Origin of the sequence: Bradyrhizobium genomosp. III (genome assembly GCF_000261705.1) — a bacterium.
In the GTDB taxonomy this organism is placed as follows: Bacteria; Pseudomonadota; Alphaproteobacteria; order Rhizobiales; family Xanthobacteraceae; genus Bradyrhizobium; species Bradyrhizobium ottawaense.
This window is the reverse complement of sequence record NZ_AJQF01000522.1, coordinates 1-19,999: the sequence shown is the minus strand read 5'-3', so window position 1 is coordinate 19,999 and position 19,999 is coordinate 1. Positions and strand designations below refer to the sequence as shown.

Annotated in this window: 20 protein-coding genes; 9 read left to right on the top strand and 11 right to left on the bottom strand. The window is 65.6% G+C overall.

What is annotated here, in order from left to right:
• On the top strand, positions 1–1,286 hold a 1,286-nt coding region (locus IC66_RS0140525), incomplete at its 5' end, for a DUF2235 domain-containing protein (RefSeq protein ID WP_038951272.1).
• 344 nt (positions 1,287–1,630) lie between these two features.
• Positions 1,631–1,876, top strand: coding sequence for a PilZ domain-containing protein (locus tag IC66_RS0140520; protein WP_026201681.1), 246 nt, complete (start codon positions 1,631–1,633; stop codon positions 1,874–1,876).
• 47 nt (positions 1,877–1,923) lie between these two features.
• Here the strand turns inward: IC66_RS0140520 and IC66_RS0140515 are convergent, their stop codons facing one another.
• The 5 genes from IC66_RS0140515 to cobS form a co-directional block, all read right to left on the bottom strand.
• The gene (locus tag IC66_RS0140515) at positions 1,924–2,331 is read right to left on the bottom strand and encodes a hypothetical protein (RefSeq protein WP_028141855.1); all 408 of its coding nucleotides are present in this window, start codon (positions 2,329–2,331) and stop codon (positions 1,924–1,926) included.
• 303 nt (positions 2,332–2,634) lie between these two features.
• Complete coding sequence (locus IC66_RS0140510; protein ID WP_038951271.1) at positions 2,635–3,747, bottom strand: NADH:flavin oxidoreductase/NADH oxidase; 1,113 nt, start codon at positions 3,745–3,747, stop codon at positions 2,635–2,637.
• A 299-nt stretch (positions 3,748–4,046) separates the two neighbouring features.
• Entirely contained in the window at positions 4,047–5,141 is a 1,095-nt protein-coding gene (locus IC66_RS0140505; RefSeq protein WP_038951270.1) for an esterase-like activity of phytase family protein, read from the bottom strand.
• The gene (cobT, locus tag IC66_RS0140500; RefSeq protein WP_038951269.1) at positions 5,138–7,039 is read right to left on the bottom strand and encodes a cobaltochelatase subunit CobT; all 1,902 of its coding nucleotides are present in this window, start codon (positions 7,037–7,039) and stop codon (positions 5,138–5,140) included. The genes IC66_RS0140505 and cobT overlap by 4 nt, the downstream gene beginning before the upstream one ends.
• 142 nt (positions 7,040–7,181) lie before the next feature.
• Entirely contained in the window at positions 7,182–8,180 is a 999-nt protein-coding gene (gene cobS / locus IC66_RS0140495; RefSeq protein ID WP_028141859.1) for a cobaltochelatase subunit CobS, read from the bottom strand.
• Positions 8,181–8,548: 368 nt separating this feature from the next.
• Between cobS and IC66_RS0140490 the strand changes: the two genes are divergently transcribed.
• Positions 8,549–9,208 carry a DedA family protein gene (locus tag IC66_RS0140490; RefSeq protein ID WP_028141860.1) on the top strand — a complete coding sequence of 220 codons (660 nt, stop codon included), beginning with the start codon at positions 8,549–8,551 and terminating at the stop codon, positions 9,206–9,208.
• 190 nt (positions 9,209–9,398) lie between these two features.
• Here the strand turns inward: IC66_RS0140490 and IC66_RS0140485 are convergent, their stop codons facing one another.
• Entirely contained in the window at positions 9,399–10,619 is a 1,221-nt protein-coding gene (locus IC66_RS0140485; protein ID WP_028141861.1) for a citrate/2-methylcitrate synthase, read from the bottom strand.
• Between the two features lie 81 nt (positions 10,620–10,700).
• On the opposite strand from IC66_RS0140485, the gene IC66_RS0140480 reads away from it, so the two are divergent.
• Entirely contained in the window at positions 10,701–11,795 is a 1,095-nt protein-coding gene (locus IC66_RS0140480) for a citrate synthase/methylcitrate synthase (protein ID WP_028141862.1), read from the top strand.
• A 265-nt stretch (positions 11,796–12,060) separates the two neighbouring features.
• On the opposite strand, the gene IC66_RS0140475 is transcribed toward IC66_RS0140480, so the two are convergent.
• The gene (locus IC66_RS0140475) at positions 12,061–12,693 is read right to left on the bottom strand and encodes a J domain-containing protein (RefSeq protein WP_028141863.1); all 633 of its coding nucleotides are present in this window, start codon (positions 12,691–12,693) and stop codon (positions 12,061–12,063) included.
• Between the two features lie 106 nt (positions 12,694–12,799).
• On the opposite strand from IC66_RS0140475, the gene IC66_RS0140470 reads away from it, so the two are divergent.
• Positions 12,800–13,069, top strand: coding sequence for a BolA family protein (locus IC66_RS0140470; protein WP_028141864.1), 270 nt, complete (start codon positions 12,800–12,802; stop codon positions 13,067–13,069).
• Between the two features lie 90 nt (positions 13,070–13,159).
• Here IC66_RS0140470 and IC66_RS0140465 read toward each other — a convergent pair whose 3' ends face one another.
• Genes IC66_RS0140465 through IC66_RS0140455 form a run of 3 tightly spaced genes read right to left on the bottom strand, consistent with a single transcriptional unit; the run spans position 13,160 to position 16,253 of the window.
• Positions 13,160–14,464, bottom strand: a complete 1,305-nt coding sequence (locus IC66_RS0140465; protein WP_028141865.1) for an HlyC/CorC family transporter — start codon at positions 14,462–14,464, stop codon at positions 13,160–13,162.
• Positions 14,465–14,484: 20 nt separating this feature from the next.
• Entirely contained in the window at positions 14,485–15,633 is a 1,149-nt protein-coding gene (aroB, locus tag IC66_RS0140460) for a 3-dehydroquinate synthase (RefSeq protein ID WP_028141866.1), read from the bottom strand.
• Positions 15,630–16,253 carry a shikimate kinase gene (locus IC66_RS0140455; RefSeq protein ID WP_028141867.1) on the bottom strand — a complete coding sequence of 208 codons (624 nt, stop codon included), beginning with the start codon at positions 16,251–16,253 and terminating at the stop codon, positions 15,630–15,632. Before IC66_RS0140455 ends, aroB begins: the two co-directional genes overlap by 4 nt.
• A 182-nt stretch (positions 16,254–16,435) precedes the next feature.
• Between IC66_RS0140455 and IC66_RS42915 the strand changes: the two genes are divergently transcribed.
• Positions 16,436–16,582 (top strand): hypothetical protein, encoded by a 147-nt coding sequence (locus IC66_RS42915; protein WP_014439243.1) that lies wholly within the window; start codon positions 16,436–16,438, stop codon positions 16,580–16,582.
• A 16-nt stretch (positions 16,583–16,598) separates the two neighbouring features.
• Here IC66_RS42915 and IC66_RS0140445 read toward each other — a convergent pair whose 3' ends face one another.
• Positions 16,599–17,195 carry a TetR/AcrR family transcriptional regulator gene (locus tag IC66_RS0140445; protein ID WP_038951268.1) on the bottom strand — a complete coding sequence of 199 codons (597 nt, stop codon included), beginning with the start codon at positions 17,193–17,195 and terminating at the stop codon, positions 16,599–16,601.
• A gap of 106 nt (positions 17,196–17,301) precedes the next feature.
• On the opposite strand from IC66_RS0140445, the gene IC66_RS0140440 reads away from it, so the two are divergent.
• The 3 genes from IC66_RS0140440 (at position 17,302) to xerD (ending at position 19,829) form a co-directional block, all read left to right on the top strand.
• Positions 17,302–18,339: an SDR family oxidoreductase gene (locus IC66_RS0140440; protein ID WP_038951267.1), complete on the top strand. Its 1,038-nt coding sequence runs from the start codon at positions 17,302–17,304 to the stop codon at positions 18,337–18,339.
• Between the two features lie 46 nt (positions 18,340–18,385).
• Positions 18,386–18,793 carry a nuclear transport factor 2 family protein gene (locus IC66_RS0140435; RefSeq protein WP_038951266.1) on the top strand — a complete coding sequence of 136 codons (408 nt, stop codon included), beginning with the start codon at positions 18,386–18,388 and terminating at the stop codon, positions 18,791–18,793.
• A gap of 76 nt (positions 18,794–18,869) precedes the next feature.
• On the top strand, positions 18,870–19,829 hold the full coding sequence (gene xerD / locus IC66_RS0140430) for a site-specific tyrosine recombinase XerD (RefSeq protein WP_028141871.1): 960 nt from the start codon (positions 18,870–18,872) through the stop codon (positions 19,827–19,829).
• Positions 19,830–19,999: the final 170 nt, after the last annotated feature.

The following is a 19,999-nucleotide window of genomic DNA, read 5'->3' as shown; positions in this document are numbered from 1 at the left end:
AAAACCTCGTCATCTGCTGTGACGGCACCGGCAACGAGATCTCGGAGAACATCTCCAACGTCCTGAAGCTCTATCGCTGCCTGCGCAAGACCGACAGGACGCAGCCGCGGCAGATGGTGTTTTACGATCCGGGCGTCGGCACGGTGACGGAGCCGACGACGTGGCACCGGCTCAAGGCCAATATCAACCTGGTGCTGGGGCTCGCCACCGGCTACGGGCTCGACGACAACGTGCTGTCGGCCTATTGCTTCCTGGTCGAGCATTACGCGCCGGGCGACCGCATCTACCTGTTCGGCTTTTCGCGCGGGGCCTACACGGTTCGCGTGCTGGCGGGGCTGATCCACAAGGTCGGGCTGATCAGGCCGGAGCAGGCGAACCTCGCAGGCTCGGGCCTCGTCGCCTACAAGCAATATTCCGGCACCGGGCGCGGCAACGACCTCGAGGATCTCTCGGACGTCGCCTTCGACGACCAGGGGCCGCTGCCGAAGGACGAGTTCGATCTCGCCGCCCAGTTCGCGCGCATCACCTCGACGCGCTGGCCGACCATCCATTTCATCGGCGTGTGGGACACCGTGGCGAGCGTGATCGTGCCGCGCGCCGACCGGCTGTTCTGGCCGAGCCTGGAGGAGCTCGCCTTCACGTTGCGCAACCCCAGCGTCAAGATCTTCCGGCAGGCGATCGCGATCGACGAGCGGCGCTGCATGTTCCGCCTCAAGAAGTACTGGGAGCCGCAGGAGTTCTGGAGCAACCGGTATGTCCCCGACGAGAAGAAGGTGCCGCAGGACATTCTGCAGGTGTGGTTCGCCGGCGTGCACAGTGACGTCGGCGGCGGCTATCCGGAGGCGCAAAGCGGGGACTCGAAATATCCGCTGATCTGGATGATCGCGGAGGCGGAGAAGGCGGGGCTGAACTTCAACCCGGCGACCATCAAGCAGCTCGCCTGGGGCATCCAGCGCAAGAACTCACCGTTCCAATATGTCGAGCCGGCCTACACTGGGAAGACGGGCGTGCTGCACGATTCGATGACGCCGGGCTGGCGGGTTCTGGAATATCTGCCGAAGAGCGCGAAGTACCGGGAGTGGCCGGAGCGGAAAGTGTTTCTCGGCTTCTACATCCCCGATTGCGAGCCGCGCCCCATCCCCGAAGGCGCGCATGTGCATGAGAGCGTGTTGAAGCGGATGGCCGTGGAGCCGGACTATCGGCCGGTGAATTTACCGAAGGAGTACGTGACGGTGCCGATGCCGGTGGGGCCGCAGCATGCGGAGATGGAGACGGCGGAGATGTGAGGAGGGCGGCGCTCTCATTAACGGGTGTGGAGGCAGGTGCGCCAACATCACCGCGGTCGTCCCTGCGAAAGCAGGGACCCATAACCACAGGAAGTGGTTTGGCGAAGACTCGTTGTTCGGGACTGCTTTCGGGCGCAACCGAGACATCACGCGGTATGGGTCCCTGCTTTCGCAGGGACGACGACGGAGTTTGAGGCGGCCCCACCCCGCTACCGCCGCTTTCTTCCTTCGCCGCTACTTTTCATTAAAATTCTCCCGCCCGCCTTAGCCGGATCGCATCAACTCATCCGCATCATCCTGCACAGGATCCACCGCTAGACCTGCGGAATTGGAGGAGAGTGCCAATGTATCCGCGTAAATATGCCCGCGTGAAGCCTGCCGGGCTGGTGTCGCGCCAGGCCAAGATCATCACCGACCCGCGCGCACCTGTGATCAACTGCACGCTGATCGACTATTCGCCCGGCGGCGCCTGCGTCGATCTCGGCGGCCAGGTGAACATCCCCGACAGATTCGAGCTGCTGCACGTCAACACCAAGAAGCGCTGCCGCATCGCCTGGAAGCGCGGCACGCGGGTGGGCGTGGTGTTCTGAGGGACATCTTGCTTGCCCTCCCCTTGCGGGGGAGGGTCAAGAGGAAGCTACTTCCGCATCCTCGCTTTCGCGCCGCCGACGATCTGCATGGCGACGCCGGCGATCCAGCCGAGCAGAGCGAGCCAGGTCCAGGCCATGTGCGGGTCGAGACGGAGCACGATGACGGCGACGGAGGCGAGCGCGGTGAGCGTGGCGCAGAGCGTGCCGGCGGCGCTGAGGAATTCGGCGGCGTCGATCGCGCTATGCGCCTCGTCGAACGGCAATTGCGGCGTGTCGATGCCGAGATAGAAGCCGACGAAGCCCAGCAGCATCATCACCATCAGAAACCCCTGCGTGGTGAGCGCTGATATCGCCGATCCCACATAGGCGCCGACGAACAGCCCGCACGCCGCGCCGGCCATCGCAAGCCCCACGCGCTCGAACACATGGGCGGTTTGGCGAACACGAAAACGCATGGCGGGCCTCCGCGAGGAGTGGGGTCGCGCAAGGTTAGGCCAGTTTTGCGGAGGGTGGAAGCTGGGGGAATTTACGGATGCGGGGTGGGCGAAAGCGCCGCGCGACATTCTCCGCTGTCGTCCCTGCGCACGCAGGGACCCATAACCACAGGAAGTGGTGAGGCGAAGACTCTTAGTTAAGTTGTCAACCGGCACCGCGCGCCATCGATGGATCACGCGGTATGGGTCCCTGCATGCGCAGGGACGACAGCAGAGTTTGTGGCGCGGGTATCGCGCCACACGTGCAGCACGCGCACGCGGCCCCTACCGCGCCCCGAACGTGGTCTTGCCGAACAGCGCCTTCTGCGTCGAGGGCTGCGAGCGCCAGTATTGCGGCGGGGCTTCGACCTCGCCGCCGACATCGGCGGCAGCGTGCCAGGCCCAGCGCGGGTCGTAGAGCATGCCGCGGGCGAGCGCGACCATGTCGGCCTTGCCGGATGCGACGATCTCTTCGGCCTGCCTGCCGTCGGTGATCAGGCCGACGGCGATCGTCGGCAGTCCGGTCTCGCGCCTGATCGCCTCCGCGAACTGCACCTGATAGCCGGGGCCGAGCGGGATCTTCTGCAGCGGCGAGACGCCGCCGGAGGAGGCATCGATCCAGTCGACGCCGCGCGCCTTCAGCGCGTTGGCGAACTCGATCGTCTGCGCCAGATCCCAGCCGCCCTCGACCCAGTCGGTCGACGACACCCGCATGCCGACCGGCTTGTCGTGCGGGAAGACGGCGCGCACCGCATCAAAGATCTCGAGCGGAAAGCGCATGCGGTTCTGCAAAGACCCGCCATATTCGTCGGTGCGCCTGTTGGAGATCGGCGACAGGAACTGATGCAAGAGATAGCCGTGCGCGCCGTGCAGCTCGATGGCGTCGATGCCGATGCGCTCGGCGCGGCGAGCTGCATCGACGAAGGCCTCGCGGATGCGCTTGAGGCCCGCTGCGTCCAGCGCGAGCGGCGCGGCTTCGCCTTCCTTGTGCGGCAGCGCCGATGGCGCCACCGTCTGCCAGCCGCCCTGCTCCACCGGGATCAGCTGGCCGCCGTCCCAGGGCCGCGCGCTCGACGCTTTCCGGCCCGCATGGGCGAGCTGCATCGCGATCGCGGTGGAGGAATGCTTGCGCACCGAGGTCAGCACCTGCTTCAGCGCGGCCCCGGCGGCATCGCTGTAGAGCCCGAGGCAGCCCGGCGTGATGCGGCCGATCGCCTCGACATGGGTCGCCTCGATGCAGAACATCGCCGCGCCCGACAGGCTGAGATTGTTGATGTGGGTGAAGTGCCAGTCATTGGCGACGCCGTCGTCGGCCGAATATTGGCACATCGGCGACACCACGATGCGGTTCTTCAACGTCAGGCCGCGCAGCTTGATCGGGGAAAACAGGACGCTCATGCGGGGGAGTTCCGGGGGATGAGAGGGGCAGTGGAAAAAGAGTGTAGTATGCGGACAGACGATTGCTAGGCGCGCTGGGGAATGGCGGCTCGCCTCGGCGTGCATTCCCGCAATGTGGTCGCGAGATGACGCGGCAAATTCCGCTGTCATCCCGGACAAGCGTCAGCGCAGATCCGGGATCCATAGCCACAGGACAAAGTCGTCGAACGAACTGCCACTCCGGGTCATCGTCAAATCACGCCTGTGGGTATGGGTCCCGGGCTCGCGACTTCGTCGCGCCCCGGGACGACAGCAGTGGCCTACTCCGCCAGCGTGAATTGCAGCAGCAAGGTCCGCTGCAGCATCGAGAAATTGTCGTCGGAGATCAGCGTCAGCACGGTCTCGCCGTCGGCCGTGACGTGGGCGTCGATGCCTTCCATGTTGTCGACCTCGTGGCCGAGATCGGCGGCGAACAGCGCGGGGCCGTCGACCAGCGCGCCAGGGGCGATCGACTTCAGCGGGATCGAGCGGATGCGGATGTTGACGCCGGTGAACCAGGAGAATTTGCGCTCCAGGATCAGAAGCTCGCCGGAGGGCAGCAGCACGGCATCGCTGATGTCGTATTTCTCGGTGCGGCGCACGCTGAACTGGCCGGGCGAGGGACCGCCGATCAGGAAGGCTGTGAGGTTGCCGTCGGCATCCAGCCCGCGCTCGGAGAAGGCGATCAGGGTGCCCGCCAGCGGCATGTTCTGGTCTTTGCCCTTGTCCTTTTCTTTGGGCACGACGACCAGCGCCTCCAGCCCCTTGTTGGAGGGCAGCTTGCGGATCCCCGCCGGCACCGGCACCACCTCGCCGCGCGCGCGCGTGCCGCCCTTGGAGAAATCGTAGCGCAGGATCTGGTTGACGCGCTCGAGCCCGACATAGACGAAATTGCCGTCGCGCGCGATCGATTCCGAATCCCACCACAGGCGCTTTTCCGTGATCGGCCGCCCCTCGGCGCCGAGCAGCGGCGCGGCCTCGACGTCGTCGAGCCCGGTCATCTTGCCATTGGCGTAGCGGATGCGACCGGTGAACCAGCCGCCCTGGTCGGAGACCGCGAGGAAGCCCTCGCCCTTGGCATCGAGCCGAATGCCGGACAGGCCGCCAAAGCCGCGATAGCGCGAGGTCAGCACCAGGCCGCTGCGATAGTCCAGCGAGCCGAAGCGCGTGCGCGTGCGGTCGCGCGGCTCGAAATTGGGAATGGCGCGCGCGTTGACCTCGACGGTGACCGGCTCGACGACGGCGTTCTCGACCTGAAGCGCGCGCGGCGCCGGCTCGGCCGCGGCTTGCGCCAGCGCGAAGCGAGAGACTGCGAGTGTGGAAAATCCCGCCGCTGCAAAGCCGATAAAGCTGCGGCGGGATCGATGCGTGCTCACGAATGCAATTTGCGTCGCGGGCGACCGGCCGGCTGGGTGGGTGCGGTGTTGGTCTCGCTGAAGAGCTCAGCGAGCTTCTCGGTGATGGCGCCGCCGAGCTCCTCGGCATCCACGATCGTCACCGCGCGGCGATAATAGCGCGTCACGTCGTGGCCGATGCCGATCGCGATCAGCTCGACCGGCGAGCGGGTCTCGATCTCCTCGATGATGTGGCGCAGATGCCGCTCGAGATAATTGCCGGGATTGACCGACAGCGTGGAATCGTCAACCGGCGCACCGTCCGAGATCATCATCAGGATCTTGCGCTGCTCGGGCCGGCCGAGGAGGCGCTTATGCGCCCAGTCCAGCGCCTCGCCGTCGATGTTCTCCTTGAGGAGACCCTCGCGCATCATCAGGCCGAGATTTTTTCGCGCACGACGCCACGGAGCATCCGCCGACTTGTAGATGATGTGGCGGAGATCGTTGAGGCGGCCGGGATTGGCCGGCTTGCCGGCGGCAAGCCACGCTTCGCGGGACTGGCCACCTTTCCAAGCACGCGTGGTAAATCCCAAAATCTCGACCTTGACGCCGCAACGCTCCAGCGTGCGCGCGAGGATGTCGGCGCAGGTCGCCGCGACCGTAATGGGCCGTCCGCGCATGGAGCCCGAATTGTCGAGCAGCAGCGTCACCACGGTGTCGCGGAACGTCGCCTCCTTCTCGTGCATGAAGGACAGCGGATGATAGGGATCGGTGACGACGCGCGACAGGCGCGCGGGGTCCAGAATGCCCTCTTCGAGATCGAACTCCCAGGCGCGGTTCTGCTGCGCCATCAGGCGGCGCTGCAGGCGGTTCGCGAGGCGGGCGACGATGCCCTGAAGATGCGCGAGCTGCTTGTCGAGATAGGCGCGCAGGCGCTCCAGCTCGTCATGGTCGCAGAGGTCTTCGGCGGCGATGATCTCGTCGAATTTCGGCGCGAAGGCGTGATATTCCGGCCCGCGCGGCTCGTTCTTGCCGTGCGAATTCGGACGCGTCGCCTCGCCCGGCGTCTCGTCGTCGCCGAGCTCGCCGTCGTCGAACGTGTCCGAGGTCGAGGCCTGCGCGCTTTCCATCGCGCTCTCGCTCATCTCTTCCGAGCTCACCTGCGCCTGGTCGGCGCTCATCTCCTGCGCGGCGTCGGAATCGGGCGAGCCTTCGGCGCCGGACTGGTCGTTGTCGCCGTCCTGGTTCTCGTCGTTCTCGTCATTGTCTTCGCTGTCGGCGTTGCGCTCGTCGCCGATATCGAGCGCGGTCAGGAGATCGTGCACGGCGTCGCCGAACCGGGTCTGGTCCTCGACCAGGGTGTCGAGCCGGTCGAGCCGCTTGCCGATCTTGTCTTCGAGAATGGGACGCCAGAGATCGACCATCTTCTTCGCGGCCGTCGGCGGCGCCATGCCGGTCAGGCGCTCGCGCACCAGCATCGCCAGCGCGTCGGCCAGCGGCGCGTCGGCACGGTCGGTGATCTCGTCGAACTTGCCGCGGTGGAAATGGTCGTCGAGCATCGCGGTGAGGTTTTTCGCAACGCCCGCCATGCGCCGCGCGCCGATCGCCTCCACCCTCGCCTGCTCCACCGCCTCGAACACGCCGCGCGCCTGCGGATTGCCGGGCATCAGCTTGCGATGCAGTTTGGCATCGTGACAGGCGATCTTGAGCGCGATGGAATCGGCGTGACCGCGCACGATGGCGGCATCACGCTTGGTCATTTTGCGCGCGGGCTCGGGCAGCCGCGCCTTGCCGGGCGCGAGGCCCGGCCGCTCGGCCGCGAAACTGACGTCCAGCTCCGGCGTCTTGGCGATCGCCTTGAGGCAGGAGGCCACCGAGCGCTTGAACGGCTCGGTCGGCGCTTCCTTGGTGCTGCGGAATTTGGAGTTGGAGGTGGTCATCTGACCCTATCTGTCGTCCCGGCGAACGCCGGGACCCATAACCACCGGCCGCTCTCGTGTCAGGAAACTATCAGCGTCGTTTCAATCGAAACATCACGCGGTATGGGTCCCGGCGTTCGCCGGGACGACACACCGTGAGAGATCAGCTCAGCGCCACATTCACCGCCGATTCCGGCAGCTCTGCGTTGAAGCAGCGCTGGTAGAACTCGGCGACCAGGGGACGTTCGAGCTCGTCGCACTTGTTGAGGAAGGTGACGCGGAACGCGAAGCCGATATCGCCGAAGATGTCGGCGTTCTCCGCCCAGGTGATCACCGTGCGCGGGCTCATCACCGTCGACAGATCGCCATTGGCGAAAGCGTTACGGGTGAGATCGGCGAGGCGCACCATCTTGTTGACGATGTCGCGGCCTTCCTGCGTGCGATAATGCTTGGCCTTGGCCAGCACGATCTCCACTTCCTCGTCATGGCTGAGATAGTTCAGCGTGGTGACGATCGACCAGCGGTCCATCTGGCCCTGGTTGATCTGCTGGGTGCCGTGATAGAGGCCCGAGGTGTCGCCGAGGCCAACCGTATTCGCCGTGGCGAAAAGCCGGAACGCCGGATGCGGCTTGATCACCTTGTTCTGGTCGAGCAGCGTCAGGCGGCCCGAGACTTCCAGCACGCGCTGGATCACGAACATCACGTCGGGGCGGCCGGCGTCGTATTCGTCGAACACCAGCGCGACGTTGTTCTGCAGCGCCCAGGGCAAAATGCCATCGCGGAATTCGGTGACCTGCTTGCCGTCACGGACAACGATCGAGTCCTTGCCGACGAGGTCGATACGGCTGATGTGGCTGTCGAGGTTGACGCGGACGCAGGGCCAGTTCAGCCGTGCCGCGACCTGCTCGATATGGGTGGATTTGCCGGTGCCGTGATAGCCGGTCACCATCACGCGGCGGTTGCGGGCGAAGCCGGCGAGAATGGCGAGCGTTGTGGCGCGGTCGAAGCGATAGTCGGAATCGACTTCGGGCACGTGAGGATCGACTTCGGAATAGGCAGGGACTTCGAGATCGCTGTCGATCCCGAACACCTGCCGCACCGACACCTTCATGTCGGGCAGACCGGAAACTTCCTCAACTTTGGACAGGGCGGCGGTCGTCATCAATCCTCCGAGGTCCCGGGCGGTCCCGAAACCAGTTATTTGCACGTTGGCTGCGGCTGGGTGCTGAAAATCAACCTATCAGAGACCAGTGGCCGGCAGAAGCCCGTGCCACAATCAAAGTTCCATTGTCTTTTCATTTAGATAGGCAAGGAACGCAGTTTTTGGAGGGCTGCCTTGCGAATCACGCTCGAATTTCGCGCCGGGGCGGGCGGTCCTGTCGACGCGAATGGCACTTTCGCCGCACGCCCTTACTTATGTAGGGTCGAACGGCCGTCATTCCGGGGCGCGCACAGCGCGAACCCGGAATCTCGAGATTCCGGGTTCGATGCTTCGCATCGCCCCGGAATGACAGCGCCTCTGGAGACGACGTGACGTCCTTCCTCGATCCCCTCATCTCGTTCGTCTCGGCCCATCCGTGGCTGGCCTATCTGACCCTGTTCCTGGCCGCCCTGCTCGAAGCGGTCCCGGTGGTGGGGTCGGTGATCCCCGGCTCGACCATCATTCTGGCGCTCAGTGCCCTGGTTCCAGGCGGCGAGCTGAAGCTGCAATGGGTGCTGCTGGCGGCGGCGGTCGGCGCCGTGCTCGGTGACGGCTCGGCCTACTGGATCGGGCACCGGCAGCAGCGCGAGATCCTCAACACCTGGCCGCTGACCAATTATCCCCGCGTGGTCGCCGAGAGCGAAAGCTTCTTCCACCGCTTCGGCACCTGGGCCGTATTCTTCGCCCGTTTCGTGCCGCCGATCCGGGCCTTCGTGCCGGTCACGGCGGGCGCGCTGGGCATGGCGCCGGCAAGATTCTACGCGGTGAACATCCCGGCGATCCTGGTCTGGGCCCCCGCGCACGTGCTGCCGGGCGTGCTGGCGGTGTCGGCCCTGCACGAATATGCCGGGCTGCATCACCACGGGCATGTCGGCAAGCACATCTGGATGGTGACGGTGGTTGCGGTTGCGATCGTTGGCGGTCTGGCGGTGTGGATCTATCGGAGGCGGAACGGCGGCGGTGTCGTGGAAGCGAAGCCGCGGGTGTAGGAAGTCGCCACACCAAAAGTGTCGTCCCTGCGCACGCAGGGACCCATACCGCGTGATCTATCTATAAGACGGCGGTGCTTGTACCCCGGGAGGACTCTTCCACAACCAGTCTTCGCCAAACTGCTTCCTGGGGTTATGGGTCCCTGCGTTCGCAGGGACGACAGCGGAATATGACGCGCTCGCAGTGCCGCTAACCCGCAGCCCCCACTCTTCTCCCCGGCGCAGGTCCCACATACCGCGCCCTCGGCCTGATCAGCTTGCCGAACTGCAATTGCTCGCTGGCGTGCGCGATCCAGCCGACGCTGCGGGCCATGGCGAACAGAGCGAGCTCGCTGCCGGCGGGCAGGCGCAGCGCGTGCACGAGCACCGCGAGGGCATAGTCGATATTGACGAATTCGCCGGTCGCCTCCGCGATCCGCTCCGGCACCTCGCGCGTGAATTTTCGCGGCGCGCCGGCGCGGGAGAGCGCATTCAGCAGCGATTGCGCGCGGGGATCGCCGCGCTTGTAGACGCCATGGCCGAAGCCGGCAAAACGTTCGCCGAGCGCGACGCGCTCGCGCACCATCGGGGCGACGTCTCGATCGATCAGCGTCTTGACGAGCTGCGAGGCCAGCACGCTCGCGCCGCCGTGCTTCGGCCCCTTCAACGAGGCGAGACCGGCGATCACGGCATCATAGAGGTTGAGGCCGGTCGAAGCCGCGCAGCGCGCGGTGAAGGTCGAGGCGTTCAGCTCGTGGTCGGCAAGCAGCACCAACGCGCGGCGGATCAGATCGGGCGCGTGCTTGTTGTCCGCCGCCCAGGCTTTTGCGATCTGCTGATGCAGCGGCTCGGCCGAGGGTTCGGCATTGAGCATGGTCGCGACCAGCAGCCGGACGATCCGTCCGCCGACCATGGCGCGACCGTCGGGCGCACGGGTGAACGCACGAGGATCGACGCTCGCGGCCAGCGCGAGCACGGCGATGGCGCGGTCGATCGGCGCGGCCCGGCGTGCAGCTTCTGCGATCGTGCGCATCTCTTCGGAGAGCGCGGGCTGATTGTCCGGAGCGAACGGGTCGACCTCGGAGACATCCCACAGCAGCGTCGCGGTGTGCTCCAGCGTGTCGTTCTCGGCGAGATCGACGCAATTGACGCCCCGATAGATCGCGCCCTCTTCGGTGATGGTCGAGATCTCCGTGTCCATGACAGGCAGGTCGGCGTCGAAGCTGCGCAGGCCGCGCGGCTCCGGGGACGGCACCCGGCGCTCCTTCAGTGCGCGAACGTCCTCGGCGCGGTAGCGGTTTTTGCGCGAGTCCGGCGTCGGCTCGGAGCGGATCAGGCCGCGGCTGACATAGGCGTAGAGCGTGGCCGGCGAGATCGCGAGCTCGGCGGCGGCTTCCCGGGCGGAGAGATAGAGCCCCTCGGAATTTTTCATATTGATTTATGTAATCAAGATTGATCAATCTGTCGAGAGGCCCGAATTTCCCTTGGTACAACGCAAAGGGAGATTTGGGCCATGAACATCCACCTCACCAAAAGCCAGATCGGGCTGGACGGCGTTCCCGCGGCCGAGACCGTGCTGAGCCATGTCGACGGCGAGCGCGGCGAACTGATCATCGCCGGCGAGCATGTCGGTCGACTGGCGAGCCAGTCGAGCTTCGAGGGCGTCACCGCCCGGCTCTGGAACGGCGCCAGCAAGACCACCCTCACCGAAGCCAATGTGCGGGCGAGCCTCGGCCTTGCGCGCGAGCGCGCCTTCGCTCGCCTGCCGGACCTGCTGCCGGCAACGCGCGGCATGGGCGTCATCGACGGGTTTCGCGCGGCGGTCGCAGGACTTCGCGCCGAGCACGGGCTCGAGCACGAGGCGACGATCGTCGGCGCGTTTCCGGTGATCGCAGGCGCGCTGGTCCGGCGCGCAAAAGGACTCGACCCGGTCGCACCCGATCCCAATGTCAGCCATGCCGCCGATACGCTGCGCATGCTGCACGGGCGCGCGCCTGAAACCGGCGAGGTCACCGCGCTCGATGCCTACCTCGTCACCGCCAGCGACCACGGCATGAACGCCTCGACCTTCACCGCACGCGTGGTGGCCTCGACGCAAGCCGATCTGTTTGCCGCGGTGACTGCGGGCTATTGCGCGCTCACGGGCCCGCTGCATGGCGGCGCGCCGGAGCCGGTGCTGGAGATGCTGGACGCGATCGGCTCGCGCGAGCGCATCCAGCCCTGGGTGGATGCGGCGCTGGCCCGCGGCGAACGGATGATGGGCTTCGGTCACCGCGTCTACCGCGTGCGCGATCCGCGCGCCGACGTGCTCAAGACCGCAGTCGAGGCGCTGGCGTCCAACGGCACCGATTTGCCCTTCGCCGGCGAGGTCGAGGCCTATATCCGCAGCGCGCTGCGCAAGAAAAATCCGGAGCGGCCGCTGGAGACCAATGTCGAGTTCTTCACCGCGATCCTGCTCGATGCGCTGGCGATCCCGAGGCAGGCGTTCACGCCGATCTTCGCGGTCGCGCGCGCCGCAGGCTGGACCGCGCATGCGCTCGAGCAGCGGCGGACCGGGCGGCTGATCAGGCCGAGTTCGTCGTATGTGGGGGCGATGCCGGAGGCGTAGGCGACCAGCGCGCGGAAAGAGGCGCAACAGCGGAGTCAATCACTCCGCTGTCGTCCCTGCGAAAGCAATGCGAAAGCAGGGATCCATACCGCGTGATTTATCGGTGAGAGACAGGTGTGAGGACCACGGGAAGACCATTTCACTATGAGTCTTCGCCAAACGTCTCCCTGGGGTTATGGGTCCCGGATCTGCGCTCCGCTTGTCCGGGACGACACCGAGGGTTTGGCGCCGAGGTGCCTCGCACCTACACAGCGCCCGCGAGGCCCTACGCCTCCCGCACCACGGTCTTCAGATAATTATACGCCTTGATGATCTCGATCAGGCGATCTTCCGTCGAGCGGTCGCCGCCGTTGGCGTCGGGGTGGTGCTGCTTCACCAGGGCCTTGTACTTGGTCTTGACGTCGGCGAGCGTGGAATCGGGGCCGAGCCCCATGACCTGGAGCGCCTTGCGCTCGGCGTTCATCACCTTGCGCGTCTCGGCCTTGGGCGCGGCTTCGGGGCCCTTCCGCCAGCCCGCGCGGCCGTTGATCTCGCTGAACATGCTGAACGGATCGGCCGCCATGTCGATCTCGGCTTCCGCACCCTTCTTGCCGCCATTGGCGCCCATCTTCCAGGTCGGACGGTGGCCGGTCAGCGCATCCTTCTGGTAGCGCGCGACGGCATCGGCATTCATGCCGGAGAAGAAATTGTAGTTCTGGTTGTACTCGCGCACATGGTTCAGGCAGAAGTGCCAGTACTCGCGCTGGTTCTCGCGGCCCTTCGGCGCGCGATGCGCGCCCTTGTTCTGGCACCCGGCCCATTCGCAACCGACCGCGGTGTCGCGCGGCTTCACTTCCGGCTGCTTGCCCCGCGGCTTGACGCGGATGGAGTCGAAGAACTTTGATGAATCGATCGGCATGGCTGACTTTGACTACGCAATGCAAAAACCTTCAAGTCTTGACATTGCAATTAGCTGCGAACCCCGGCAATTGACGGGTGTGATCTCTGCACCCGGATGGCACAACATGGCTATGCGCGACACTATCAGCAACAAGTTGCAGGAAGCTTTCACGCCGGAAAGCCTCGATGTCGTCGACGAGTCACATCTGCATGAAGGCCACGCCGGCCATCGGCCAGGCGGTGAGACGCACTTCCGTGTGTATATCGTGTCTGATGCCTTCAAAGGGAAGAGCCGGGTCGAGCGCCACCGCATGATAAATTCGGCGCTGGCCGCGGAACTCTCCGGTAGCGTGCACGCGCTGGCGATCCAGGCGAAGGCGCCGGGGGAAAACTAGCTTCGTCATTCCGGGGCGGCTCGAAGAGCCGAACCCGGAATCTCGAGATTCCGGATTAATGCTCCGCATCGCCCCGGAATGACTGGGGGCTTAGAACGACGTCCCCGCCCGTCTCGGCTTCGCCTCTTCCAGCTCCGCCTCGCGCGGCACCGGTGAAATACGGAGCGCGGTGATGCGGTTGCGCTCGCGGCGCAGCACGCGGAAGCGGAAGCCGTGGAACGTAAAACTCTGGCCGCGGTCGGGGATCGAGCGCGCCTCGTGGATGACGAGGCCGGCGACGGTGGTTGCCTCTTCATCGGGCAGGTGCCAGTCCATGGCGCGGTTGAGATCGCGGATCGGCACCGAGCCGTCGACCACGACCGAGCCGTCCGGCTGGGCGCGCACGCCCGCGACCACGACGTCGTGCTCGTCGGAGATGTCGCCGACGATCTCCTCCAAAATGTCTTCCAGCGTCACCAGACCTTCGACTTCGCCATACTCGTCGACGACGAGCGCGAAATGGGTCTTGCGGCGGCGGAAGGCCTTGAGCTGCTCTGCGAGCGGCCGCATCTCCGGCACGAACCAGGGCGGCAGCGCGATGGTGGAGACGTCGATGCGCGAGGTGTCGCCGTCCGCAGCACGGATCGCGCGCAGGAGGTCCTTGGCATGGAGCACGCCGATGATGTTCTCCGGCTTCTCGCGCCAGAGCGGGATGCGGGTGTATTCGGTCGCCAGCACCTCGCGCACCAGCTCCTCCGGCGGCAAATCGGCGTTGATCATCATCATTTCGGTGCGATGGATCATGACGTCGGAGACCTGGAGCTCGCGCAGGTCCAAGAGGCCGCCGAGCATGTCGCGGTCCTGCTTCTCGAACTTGCCCTCGTGGTGCAACAGGTCGACCGCGCCGCGCAGGCGCTCGGTCGGCGACAGGATCGCCTGGTGCTCGCCGGCGAGGCCGAACAGGCGCATGAGCAGGCGCACGATGACCTCGACGATGCGCAGCAGCGGCCCCAGCACGTACATCGTCAGCCGCATCGGGCGCGCGACCGCAAGCGCGACGCGGTCGGGCGCATTGATCGCGATGGTCTTGGGCAGCACCTCCGCGAAGATCACGACCAGCGCGGTCATCACGCCGGTCGCATAGAGCACGCCGACATCGCCGAACCAGGCCGTGAAGATGGCGGTGGCGATCGCCGAGGAGCCGATATTGGCGATGTTGTTGCCGAGCAGCAGCGCCCCGATCAGGCGCTCGCGCATGTCGAGCAGATCGGAGACGACATCGGCGTCGTGATTACCCTGCTTGGAGAGGCGGAGCATGCTGGCGCGCGAGGCGCCGGTCAGCGCGGTCTCGCTCGCGGCGAAGAACGCCGAGACCAGGAGGCAGAGGACGACGATGGTGAATCCGAGCCAGTCCATGCATCACTCGACAGCAAGTATCACGCCCTGAGGGCGAGCTTGTCCTTCAGGAAGTCCCGCACCGGGGCCGGCTCGACATCCTTCGCGATCACCGCGCGCCCGACGGCCTCCAGCAGGATGAAGGTGAGCTTGCCGCGCGTGACCTTCTTGTCCTGCGCCATCAAGGCCATCAGCGCGTCGGCATCGGCAAGCCCTTCCTGCGCAAAGCCCGCGATGTCCTGCAGGCGCGTCGGCAGGCCGGCTTCGATCAGATGCCGCTCGACGCGCGACGCATCGGCTTCGCCGATCATGCCGAGCTTTGCCGAGAACTGCGCCGCCAGCGTCATGCCGATGGCAACGCCTTCGCCGTGGAACAGGCGGTCGGAGAAGCCGGTCGCAGCTTCCAGCGCGTGACCGAAGGTATGGCCGAGATTGAGCAGCGCGCGCTCGCCGGTCTCGCGCTCGTCGCGGGAGACGATTCCGGCCTTGGCGCGGCAGGAGGTCGCGATCGCATGCTCGCGCGCCGAGCCGCCCTTGAAGATGTCGGAATGGTTCTTCTCCAGCCAGGTGAAGAAGGCTTCGTCGCCGAGCACGCCGTATTTGGCGACCTCGGCATAGCCGGCGCGGAACTGCCGCGGCGACAGCGTGTCGAGCACGGCGGTGTCGGCGACCACCAGCACCGGCTGGTGGAACGCGCCGAGCAAATTCTTGCCCTGCGGCGAGTTGATGCCGGTCTTGCCGCCGACGGATGAATCGACCTGCGCCAGCAGCGAGGTCGGCACCTGCACGAAATCGACGCCGCGGCGCAGGATCGCCGCGGCAAAGCCGGCGAGATCGCCGACCACGCCGCCGCCGAGCGCGATGACGAGATCGTTGCGCTCGATCTTGGCGGCGATCAGGGCCTCGCTGACCTTTTCGAGGCCGGCATAGGTCTTGGAGATCTCGCCTTCCTCGACGACGACGCGCGAGGTCGGGATGCCGCTGGCGGCAAGCGAAGCCTCGGTGGGCTCGAGCCAGTGTTTTGCAACGGTTCGATCCGTCACGATCGCGGTGCGCACGCCGGGACGCAAGGCCGCGACCCGTTCGCCGAGCGAGGCCAGCACCCCGCGGCCGATGACGATGTCATAGGCGCGATTCCCGAGCGCGACCTCGACGTTGACGGGATCGGAATGTTTCAACGGCGCAGTCATCGTATGGCACTCGCAACGTCGGCAGGTGGTTGGGTGGCTTGCTCACCACAGAGATGCGCGCGTAGCGCCTCGATGGTCTCCTCGACGATTCTGTCGTGCGGCACGTCGCGCGAGGCGATGGTGAGATCGGCATGGCCGTAGACCGGCTCGCGCTCGGTGAGCAGGCGCGTCACGGTTCCCTCGGGGTCGGCGGTCTGGAGCAGCGGGCGGTCGGCACGGCGCCGCACGCGGCGCATGATGACGTCGTGGTCCGCCTTGAGCCAGATCGACACCGCCTTCGCCGCGATGCGCGCGCGCGTCTCCTCGCGCATGAATGCGCCGCCGCCGGTCGCCAGCACCACCGGCCCGCTGTCGAGCAGCCGCGCGATCACCCTGGCCTCGCCGTCGCGGAAATATTGCTCGCCGTGGCGCTCGAAGATCTCCGGGATGGTCATCTGGGCCGAGGTCTCGATCTCGGTGTCGGCGTCGACGAAGGGAAGCTTCAGCCGGGTCGCCATGCGGCGGCCGATGGTGGATTTGCCCACCCCCATCATGCCGACGAGCACGATCGAGCGCGCCCCGAGCGCCGACAGGATGTCGGCTTCGGGCGAAGCTGGTATCGGCAACGCGGCGTCGGACATGGATATTGCTCTGGATCTCGCTCTGGATCTCGCTCGATCTGCCGCCAAAGGCGGCATGCTTTGGCCACCTATACGACCCCGCAGGGGGCCTCGCCAGTGGACTCTTGCCACGAAACGGCGAACATGTTGGATGATTTCATTGGTTAATTTGCCCGCCAGTCCCCTGCAGAGACCCCAGAACGATGCCCAGCCTGTTCCGCTTCCTGACGGTCGTCGCCGTGATCGCCGGCATCGTCTATGGCGTGGTCTTCGCACTGGCCAATTTCGTCAGTCCCAAGTCGCGGGAAATGACGGTGACGATCCCGCCGGACAAGTTTCTCAAGAAATAGACGCTGGTTGCACGCGTCAGGCGCCCTGCGAACTTCGCGTCAAAGCGAGGCGCAGCAGGCGCAAGAATAGCTGCGTATCTTCGAGAAGATTCTGGCCCGCGGCCTGCGCCTCCTTGATCCCTTCCATCGCCGCCACGATGATGCCGGCGAGGTCTGTCGGCGAGGCCTTCAAAGCGTCCAGGGTGATCGCATTCCGCGCTTGCGCATCGGCCAGTGCGCGAGCAAGCAAAGCCACCAACCGGGCGCGCGCGGCCAGCGTGATGTCCTTGGCCAGCGTCATATTGGCGTCGAACAGCTCTGCCGCGTCCGCGCTGCCGGCGAACGGCACGATCAAATCGCGCTGGAACGCTGCAATCGCCAGCTCGATCCGGCTGAACACGTCGCCGTCGCCGGCGAGCGCGGCTTCGACGCTGCGCATCGTCTTGGCATGCGCCCGCTCCGACCCGGCCCGAAACAATTCCTCCTTGCTGCCAAAGCTCAAATAGAGCGCCGCGCGCGAGATGCCGGCCGCCCGCGCGATGTCGGCCATCGACGTCTTGCGGAAGCCGTGGCGGACGAACACCGGCAATGCCGCCTCGAGAATTGCTCCGGCCTTGTGATCGCTGTCTTTCATCGAGACATATTGACAGTTCGGGTCCAATTCGTCAAAAGACGATTAGACAACTACAGTCTAATTGTCCAATTCGACTTGATCGGAGTTCAAGATCTTGAAAAATCAAATGGATTCTCAACTTCCTCAACCGACCGCCACGGTCCTGGTGACCGGCGTCGGCGGATTTCTCGGCGGCCATGTCGCCAGCCAGCTGCTGGCGAGCGGCTATCGCGTGCGCGGGACCGTCCGCAGTCTGCACGCCTGCAACCGGATCCGGAGCCAGATTTGCGCGACCGCGCCTGCCGCCGGTGCGCTCAGTTTTGCCCGGGCGGATCTTTGCTCCGACGACGGATGGGACGACGCTCTGAGGGGCTGTCGCTATGTCATTCACACGGCCTCGCCATTTCCGGCGGGATTGCCTGACAACGCAGACGAGCTGATCCAGACCGCGCGCGACGGTGCACTACGCGTGTTGCGCGCGGCCCATGACGCCGGCGTGGCACGCGTGGTGCTGACATCCTCGATCGCCGCCACCAATCACGGTAGCGGCCAGCCTCCCTACACCGAGAACGATTGGACCGATCCGACCAGCGCGCGGGCGACGCCCTACTACAAATCGAAAACCCTGGCCGAGCAGGCCGCGTGGAGCTTTGCGCGGAACAGCGGGCTCGATCTGTGCGTGATCAATCCCGGCATGATCTTCGGACCGCTGCTCGGCCCGCAATACGGCACGTCCGTCAGACTGATCCAGCAAATGATGAGCGGCAAGTTGAAGCGTGTGCCGCGCTTTGGCTTTGCGGTCGCGGATGTGCGCGATGTGGCCGACGCCCATATCCGCGCGATGACCTGTCCTGATGCCGCCGGAGAGCGCTTCATCGTCGGCGGAGGTTTTTTCTGGTTGAGGGACTTGGCCGCGGTGCTGGCGACATCGTTTCCGGCTTATGCGGCCCGCTTGCCGCGCGGCGACGTGCCGAACTGGATGGTGAGGGCGCTGGCCCCGTTCAGCGGGCGCTCCCGCATGATCGTGCATGAGCTCGACCGCGACCTCAGCGTCAGCGCCGCCAAGGCGCACCGCGTGCTGAACTGGCAACCACGGCCTGATGAGGATTGCATCCGGGCCAGCGCCCAAAGCCTGATCGACCATCGCTTGATCGCCACGCCGTAGACGGCTGGACCCCCTCGCCCACTCTTGCAGAACTGGAGAACCACCAATGACGACGCACGCGACCGACACGGACTCACCGCAAGCCGAGCACATCCGCAACACCGAACGGGCCCGGCTGCGCGCGCTGGTCGAGGGAGACATTGCGCAGGCGGGGCCGCTTCATGCACCGGAGTTTCAGTTGATAACGCCCATCGGCATGCTGCTCTCCAAGGGCGAATATCTGGGTGCGATCCAGAGCGGGCAGATCCAGTACCTGATGTGGGAACCCGGCGCGATCGCAGTCCGCCAGCAGAACGATCACGCCGTGATCCGATATCGCGCCAGGCTGGAGATCGTTTTTGCTGGCCACCGCGTTGCCCCTGCGGACTATTGGCACACCGACACTTACGAGCACCGCGAGGGGCGTTGGATGGTGGTCTGGTCGCAGGCGACGGCGATCAGCGAAATGGCCTAGAATTTCGAAGAGAGCGTTCGGGCCCGCTCGCCATTGCTGGTGAGTTTCTCAAGAAATAGGAGCTAGCCTCCCGGGCATGCGCACCAAGCCCTCAGATGCCAAGCTCACCGGCCTGTTCCTCGACATGCTCGCGGCGGAACAGGGCGCCGGGCCCAACACGCTCGACGCCTATCGCCGCGACCTCACCGATTTCTCGGAATTTTTGGGCCGCGTCGGGCACAGCTTTGCCGACGCCGAGACGCAAAATTTGCGCGACTATCTCGCCGATCTCGATGCCCGCGGCTTCAAATCCACCAGCGTCGCGCGGCGGCTGTCGGCGATGCGGCATCTCTATCGCTTCCTGCTGAACGAACGCATCCGAGCTGAGGATCCCGCCGCGATCCTGTCCGGCCCCAAGCGCGGCCGCGGCCTGCCGAAGGTGCTGTCGATCGCCGATGTCGATCGCATGCTCCGCCGCGCCAAGGAATTGAGCGAGGCGCAAGATGCCTCGCCGTCGAAGCGGCTGCGCGCCTTGCGGCTGTATTGCCTGCTCGAGGTGCTCTACGCCACCGGCCTGCGCGTCTCCGAGCTGGTGGCGCTGCCGCGCTCGGCGGCCAAGCGCGACGCCCGCATGATCGTGGTGCGCGGCAAGGGCAACAAGGAGCGCCTGGTGCCGCTCAACGAGGCCTCGCGCCAGGCGATGGCGGATTATCTCGCGGCGACGGAAGCTGCGAAGACGGAGAAGAAGAAGGACAGCCTCGCCGCCTCCAAGTGGCTGTTCCCCTCGTTCGGCGAGAGCGGACATCTGACGCGCCAGCATTTTGCCCGCGACCTCAAGGAGCTCGCGGTCGCCTCGGGGCTGCAGGCGCGGCTGGTCTCCCCGCACGTGCTGCGCCATGCCTTTGCCAGCCACCTCCTGCACAATGGTGCCGATTTGCGCATCGTGCAGACCCTGCTCGGCCACACCGACATCTCGACGACGCAGATCTACACCCATGTGGTGGAGGAGCGGCTGAAGAGCCTCGTGCGCGACCTGCACCCGCTGGCGGAGAAGTGACTGTCGTCCCTGCGAACGCAGGGACCCATACCGCGTGATCTATCTGTGACAGCCGCTGTGAGTCCCACGGAAGGGCCTCTTCACTGCCAGTCTTCGCCAAACTTCTCCCTGTGGTTATGGGTCCCCGCGTGCGCGCTAGGGCATGCACATATCTGGTGCGGCGGATTGAC

Coding starts and splice junctions, on each gene's coding strand:
- xerD (WP_028141871.1), top strand. CDS start 18,870: ATGCGCACCAAGCCCTCAGATGCCAAGCTCACCGGCCTGTTCCTCGAC.
- cobS (WP_028141859.1), bottom strand. CDS start 8,180: ATGACGACCGCCGCCCTGTCCAAAGTTGAGGAAGTTTCCGGTCTGCCC.
- IC66_RS0140520 (WP_026201681.1), top strand. CDS start 1,631: ATGTATCCGCGTAAATATGCCCGCGTGAAGCCTGCCGGGCTGGTGTCG.
- IC66_RS42915 (WP_014439243.1), top strand. CDS start 16,436: ATGCCCAGCCTGTTCCGCTTCCTGACGGTCGTCGCCGTGATCGCCGGC.
- IC66_RS0140515 (WP_028141855.1), bottom strand. CDS start 2,331: ATGCGTTTTCGTGTTCGCCAAACCGCCCATGTGTTCGAGCGCGTGGGG.
- IC66_RS0140435 (WP_038951266.1), top strand. CDS start 18,386: ATGACGACGCACGCGACCGACACGGACTCACCGCAAGCCGAGCACATC.
- IC66_RS0140440 (WP_038951267.1), top strand. CDS start 17,302: ATGGATTCTCAACTTCCTCAACCGACCGCCACGGTCCTGGTGACCGGC.
- IC66_RS0140510 (WP_038951271.1), bottom strand. CDS start 3,747: ATGAGCGTCCTGTTTTCCCCGATCAAGCTGCGCGGCCTGACGTTGAAG.
- IC66_RS0140470 (WP_028141864.1), top strand. CDS start 12,800: ATGGCTATGCGCGACACTATCAGCAACAAGTTGCAGGAAGCTTTCACG.
- IC66_RS0140455 (WP_028141867.1), bottom strand. CDS start 16,253: ATGTCCGACGCCGCGTTGCCGATACCAGCTTCGCCCGAAGCCGACATC.
- cobT (WP_038951269.1), bottom strand. CDS start 7,039: ATGACCACCTCCAACTCCAAATTCCGCAGCACCAAGGAAGCGCCGACC.
- IC66_RS0140465 (WP_028141865.1), bottom strand. CDS start 14,464: ATGGACTGGCTCGGATTCACCATCGTCGTCCTCTGCCTCCTGGTCTCG.
- aroB (WP_028141866.1), bottom strand. CDS start 15,633: ATGACTGCGCCGTTGAAACATTCCGATCCCGTCAACGTCGAGGTCGCG.
- IC66_RS0140445 (WP_038951268.1), bottom strand. CDS start 17,195: ATGAAAGACAGCGATCACAAGGCCGGAGCAATTCTCGAGGCGGCATTG.
- IC66_RS0140475 (WP_028141863.1), bottom strand. CDS start 12,693: ATGCCGATCGATTCATCAAAGTTCTTCGACTCCATCCGCGTCAAGCCG.
- IC66_RS0140480 (WP_028141862.1), top strand. CDS start 10,701: ATGAACATCCACCTCACCAAAAGCCAGATCGGGCTGGACGGCGTTCCC.
- IC66_RS0140485 (WP_028141861.1), bottom strand. CDS start 10,619: ATGAAAAATTCCGAGGGGCTCTATCTCTCCGCCCGGGAAGCCGCCGCC.